This window comes from Mycobacterium sp. E796 (assembly GCF_001672815.1).
GTDB lineage: Bacteria > Actinomycetota > Actinomycetes > Mycobacteriales > Mycobacteriaceae > Mycobacterium.
Window position 1 is genome coordinate 1 of sequence record NZ_LZKK01000130.1, and the last position, 5,375, is coordinate 5,375.

The window sequence follows — 5,375 nt, forward strand, 5'->3', positions numbered from 1 at the left end:
TGATCTCCGGCGGACTCGCGCTGCTCACCCTCCGTTTTGTCGAGAACCCGCTGCGATTCGCGGCCCCCATACGCCGCTCTCCCCTCGCCAGTCTGGCGCTCGGCGGTGGCGCCACCGCGATGGCGGTCTGCGTGGGCGTGACACTGCTGATACTGGTGCCCGTCCCGGTCGGTCGCGGCCCGGCCGCTACGCCACTGACCATCACGGCAGCGCCCCCGCCCGCGGGTTCCAAGATGGATGCTTATGACGCGGCGGTGCGGGACGCGTTCGCACAGGTGCAGGCGGTGGTCGCAGCATCCGCCGAGCTCAGGGCCGTTCCGTCAAACCTGACCCCCCCGCTTGCCGATGTCGCCGGCGAAAAGAAGGCCATGTTGTTCAACGGCTGCCTGCGCAGTCCGAGGGAAATCGGACAGCCCCAGCCCGACTGTGCGACCGGCGACACCGCCTCGCCGACGACGGTGGCCCTGGTCGGCGATTCGAATGGCTCGATGTGGAATCCGGCGTTACAGCAGGTCGCCGCGCAGCGGCACCTGCGGCTCGACTTGCTGGCCATGGGTTCATGCCCATTGGTCGATTTACCCATCATTCACCCCGGCCTCCACCGCGAATACACGGAGTGCGAGCAGTGGCGGGGCGAGGTCATCGCCAAGTTGCGCGCCGAGCACCCGCGGCTGGTCGTGCTCAGCGTCAAGCGGCGGTACGGTGCGCGATACGGCTGGCCGTCGGGTTTCACGTCCTACGACCCGGCATGGAACGACAGCCTGACTCGCCTGGTGCAGACTCTGCATAGCACCGGGGCACAGATACTGGTGCTCGGGCCCATCCCCGATCCGCAGTCCGAAGTACCGGTCTGCCTGTCCGGCCACATCGATGACGCGGTGGCCTGCGCGCCCCCCACGTCGACCGCGGTGAACAAGCCCGGCATCGCCGCCGAAGCCGCCGCCACCGAGGCCGGCGGTGCACGATACGCCGACCTAACCGAGCTGTTCTGCACCGCTGACCGCTGCCCGGGGATTGTCGGCAACACCCTGGTGTACTTCGACCGGGAGCACATAACACTCGAATACTCGAGGCGGCTGGCACCAGCGTTCGGAGCGCTGGTTGACCGCGCGCTCATACCCGGTTGAGAGGCTGTAGGGCGCTGACGGCACGGCCCTACAGATCGACGCGATTTCCGCCTGATGCCTCCAGACCCGAACCTCGCTTCCGTGTGCATTCCCCGGAGTCAATGCGGCTCACCGGCGAAAGATTGGCTGTTGGAGCGATTTTGCGCGGGCGCAGTCCCTCAATCGGCCGACGCGTCAAAAACGCCGTCAAGCACAGGTTTTCGTTGCCGGAAGGGTGCAATCGGACTGCCTCACACGTGTATTACGGTCTAGCTCCGCATTCCGGGGCGTAATGCCATACTGCACCGATGAGGCAGGCGCATCAGATTGTGAACCGCTACTGGTATCCCTTCCATACCCGCTTCCTCAGCAATGACGACAGGGTTTTCATGAATTGGGGTTACGAAGAAGATCCGCCGATGGCCCTGCCGCTGGCGGAGTCCGATGAGCCCGATCGGTACTCCATTCAGCTCTACCACCGCACGGCGGCCCAGGCGGACCTCACCGGCAAAAGGGTACTGGAGGTTAGTTGCGGGCACGGCGGCGGAGCCTCGTACGTGATGCGCGCCTTGGGCCCGGCCTCCTACACAGGGCTGGATTTAAACCCGGTCGGCCTGGACTTCTGCCGAAAAAAGCACCAACTGCCCGGCCTGGATTTCGTACACGGCAGCGCCGAGGAGCTGCCCTTCGACGACCAATCGTTCGATGCGGTGATCAATATCGAGGCCTCGCACTGCTACGCTCGATTTCCCCGTTTTCTCGCCGAAGTCGCCCGTGTATTGCGCCCGGGAGGCTATTTCCTATACGCGGATGTCCGAAAAAACCGAGATATCACCGAGTGGGAAAAAGACCTGGCCGACGCCCCGCTGCGGCTTATCTCGAACAGCGTCATTAATGAGGAAGTTGCTCGCGGGGTAGAGAAGATTCATCTGTCGCAGTTCAGGGGTCAGCGCCGCATCCTGCCGTCCTGCGGATCTTGGTTATGGACGCACTTCCACCGCGCATTGCAAAACAACGAGACCAGTTACCGGACGTACTGCTTTGCCAAGGCATGAGGCCACCCCGGCCCGCCTCGTGGGCAGGCGTCGGGCACTCCGTATCGTCAGCACTCCTCGCTGTCCACGCAAACCCACAGTCGAGCGAACCGGTCCCGCGCTGATCTCGGTTTCTTACGCCCGATACCCAGGGGTTCTTTGCGCTACCGGGCGATTGCCCGCGCCAACTGCTCAACAACATCTGCTGCTATCATTCGGCGATGCAGTGGCAGCGAAAAGAGCATGCTAAGCAGATGCCGGAGAGCAACGGGCCGGCATTGAGCCGCGGAGATTCGGCACAACCAGCCAGTTATGTCGACAGGAAAGCATTCCTAAGAATTGGCGCGGCCCTTTATGAATCTATGCCGACGCCGTGGGAATTCGTGAAGAAAATTGCCGCTCCTCCGTTGGCCCGCTACTTTTACCAGCCAACGGGCTCGGAGCCTAACGAATACCATAAGTGGTACTACAACACTGAAGTGTTCAACAAGATTACTTGGATGGGAGTCCACTGCCAGAAGTCGGCCAGCGATATGTGGAATTACCAAGAGATCCTGGTTGAGTTGAAGCCGTCTCTGGTAGTCGAATTCGGCACACATTACGGCGGTTCGGCTTTGTTTTTCGCGAACGTCATGAGGCAAATCGGCGAACCATTCAGGGTGCTTTCGGTGGACGTCTACCACGGGCCTCTCGAGCCGAAAGCCCGTCAGGATCCCGATATCACGTTCTTCGAGTCGCGATCCACGGTCCCCGCTGTCGCTGAACATATCCGAGCCCTGAGAAATGAGTTCCCCGGCAAGGTTTTTGCCATCCTCGACAGCGATCACTCAATGAATCACGTGCTGGCCGAGATGAAGCTGTTGCGCCCGTTGCTGCGCGGCGGGGACTACCTCGTAGTAGAGGACTCGAACATGAACGGACACCCTGTCCTTCCTGGATGGGGACCGGGCCCGTATGAGGCGATCGAAGCCTACGAGCAGGAATTCCCAGACGACTACACGCACGACGTGGAGCGCGAGAACAAGTTTGGCTGGACGCAGGCGCCCAACGGGTATTTGATCCGCAACTAGCGCACACTCCACAAGGCCGTCGCGCACTCACTCGACACGGTCCCCGCGTCTTCGGCCGTGTTATGCCTGATCTCCCGCGGGTACCTGGAGGTACCAGGGGTTGGCCCGCGCCCAGTCGATGGTGCGCCGGATCCCTTCCTCGACGTCGACCTCGAGGCGCCAGCCCAGCTCGCGCTGCGCCTTGGTCGAGTCCGGGATGCGACGAGGGATGTCCTCATAGCGACCCCCGTACCGTGCCGCAGTGTCGACATGTTCGACGCTGGATACGGAGTCGACATTTGCGATCTTGATCGCCAGATCGACGGCCTCCCCGATGGTGGTCTCGGTCATGCTGCCGATGTTGAAGGCCTCGCCGATCGCCGGGGTGCTGTCGGCCGCGAGCAACGTGCCGGCGATGGCGTCGTCGACGTAGGTGAAGCAGCGTGTCTGGTCACCCGAGTCGTAGAGCAACGGTTGGCGGCCATTGAGGATGCGGTGGATGCTCTGCGACACCACGAAGATCGGGCTTTGCCGCGGGCCGTAGACGTTGAAGTAGCGAACCACGGTCACCGGCAGCCCGTAGGCCGAATGCATCGCAAAGACGAGGTGCTCGGCCATGGCCTTGCTGGTGCTGTAGCTCCACCGCGCGGTCCTCGTCGACCCGAGGACCCGGTCGTCGTCCTCGGCGAACGGTGGGTGGGGGTTTTTCCCGAACACCTCTGAGGTGCTGGCGAACAGCACGCGGATTCCGTGCCGCTGGCTTAGTTGTAGGACGTTGCGGGTGCCGATCACGTTGACATCGAGCACCCGGAGCGGATCGTTGAGGTAGTTCTTGACGCCGACGACGGCGGCCAGGTGGAAGACCGTGTCGACGTCGGGCGTCAGCGCCCTCGCGAGCGCACCGATATCGGTCACGTCGCCCTGCACGAACCGGAAGTTGGCGTGCCGGTCGAAGTCGATGCTGGTGTCGCGGGTGTTCTTCGCAAAGTCGAACACCGTCACCGTGTCGCCGCGGTTCAGCAATGCGGTGACCAGGTGCGATCCGATGAAGCCGTAGCCGCCGGTCACGACGACATTGGACATATTCGCTCTTTCGTTTCTGTGTGCGGATTGCGCTCGACCGTCTACCGGCCAATGCCTTTGTAGACGAAGCCGGCGGCGCGCACTGCTGCGGGGTCGAAGCTGTTGCGTCCGTCGAGGAACACGGAACCGGGTGCCGCCAGGTCCGCGAGCCGCGCCAGCGGGATCTGGTGGAACTCGCGGTGCCCCGCGAGCACCACCAGGGCGTCGGCGTCCTTGACCGCGGACTCGATGTCCGGCGTCAGCGGAACCTTGGTGACCGTGTGAGCCTCCTCGTCGGGCACCCACGGGTCATGCACCGTGAGCTGGCAGCCGGACTCCTCGAGCAAGGCGACAACGTACTTCGTGGGCGTGAGGCGGCAGTCGCCGGTGTTGTTCTTGAACGCGATGCCCAACACCGCGATCTTGCTGGTCTCGATCGTCTTCCCCTGATCGGCCAGCAGTTGCGTGAGCAGCCCGTAAGTGTAGGCCGGCATCGTGTCGTTGACCGTCCTCGACGTCCGTGGAATCGAGAGCTCCAGGCCGACCGACTCGCCCAGGTGATTGACGAACCATGGGTCCTTGGTCAGGCAGTAGCCGCCGACGCCCATGCTCGGCCGCAGGATGTTCGCATCGCGGCCGCCCTTCGGCATCGTGTTGGCCGCCTCGATGACTTGCAGGGCGTCCATCTCGAGGCGGTCGCATACCTTGGCCAACTCGTTCGCGAGCGCGACGTTGAGGTCGACCCACAGGTTGTCCGCAAGCTTGACCATCTCGGCAGTCCGCGGGTCATCAACGACCACAGACTCCACTCCCAGGGCGTGCCGCCACAGCGTGGAGCAGGCGCGGGCGCTGCGCTCCTCGACGGCACCGACCACGACCGGGATCGTCGTCAGCTCGTGTATGGCTTGGCCTTCGGCGAGCCGCTCGGGGCAAAACGCCAGGCCGAAGTCGACCCCCGCCCGCAGGCCGGAGGTCTGTTCCAGGATCGGTAGCACGAGCTTTTCGGTGGTGTCGGGCGGGACCGTGCTCTTGAGGATGACGAGGTGCCCTGCGTGCAGGTGTTCGCCCACGGCCCGGGCCGCGGCCTTGATGTCGTCGACGATGGGCTCGAAGTCCGGGCCAAG

At 63.5% G+C, this 5,375-nt stretch carries 5 protein-coding genes; 3 read left to right on the top strand and 2 right to left on the bottom strand.

Translation table 11 applies throughout. The annotated features are described in order from the left end of the window. The 3 genes from A5706_RS33540 to A5706_RS10260 all read left to right on the top strand — a co-directional run. On the top strand, positions 1 to 1,127 hold a 1,127-nt coding region (locus A5706_RS33540), incomplete at its 5' end, for an SGNH hydrolase domain-containing protein (protein WP_304528389.1). Positions 1,128 to 1,414: 287 nt separating this feature from the next. Continuing rightward, positions 1,415 to 2,161, top strand: coding sequence for a phthiotriol/phenolphthiotriol dimycocerosates methyltransferase (locus tag A5706_RS10255; RefSeq protein WP_068129765.1), 747 nt, complete (start codon positions 1,415 to 1,417; stop codon positions 2,159 to 2,161). Positions 2,162 to 2,502: 341 nt separating this feature from the next. After that, the gene (locus tag A5706_RS10260) at positions 2,503 to 3,210 is read left to right on the top strand and encodes a rhamnosyl O-methyltransferase (RefSeq protein WP_068129767.1); all 708 of its coding nucleotides are present in this window, start codon (positions 2,503 to 2,505) and stop codon (positions 3,208 to 3,210) included. A gap of 60 nt (positions 3,211 to 3,270) precedes the next feature. On the opposite strand, the gene A5706_RS10265 is transcribed toward A5706_RS10260, so the two are convergent. Then, positions 3,271 to 4,272: an NAD(P)-dependent oxidoreductase gene (locus tag A5706_RS10265; protein WP_068129771.1), complete on the bottom strand. Its 1,002-nt coding sequence runs from the start codon at positions 4,270 to 4,272 to the stop codon at positions 3,271 to 3,273. Between the two features lie 41 nt (positions 4,273 to 4,313). Next, positions 4,314 to 5,375: nucleotide sugar dehydrogenase (locus tag A5706_RS10270; RefSeq protein ID WP_068129774.1), on the bottom strand; the 1,062-nt coding region annotated here is incomplete at its 5' end.

What these genes read in the sequence shown, in the direction of transcription:
- A5706_RS10255 (WP_068129765.1), top strand. Translation starts at nt 1,415, where the DNA reads ATGAGGCAGGCGCATCAGATTGTGAACCGCTACTGGTATCCCTTCCAT.
- A5706_RS10260 (WP_068129767.1), top strand. Translation starts at nt 2,503, where the DNA reads ATGCCGACGCCGTGGGAATTCGTGAAGAAAATTGCCGCTCCTCCGTTG.
- A5706_RS10265 (WP_068129771.1), bottom strand. Translation starts at nt 4,272, where the DNA reads ATGTCCAATGTCGTCGTGACCGGCGGCTACGGCTTCATCGGATCGCAC.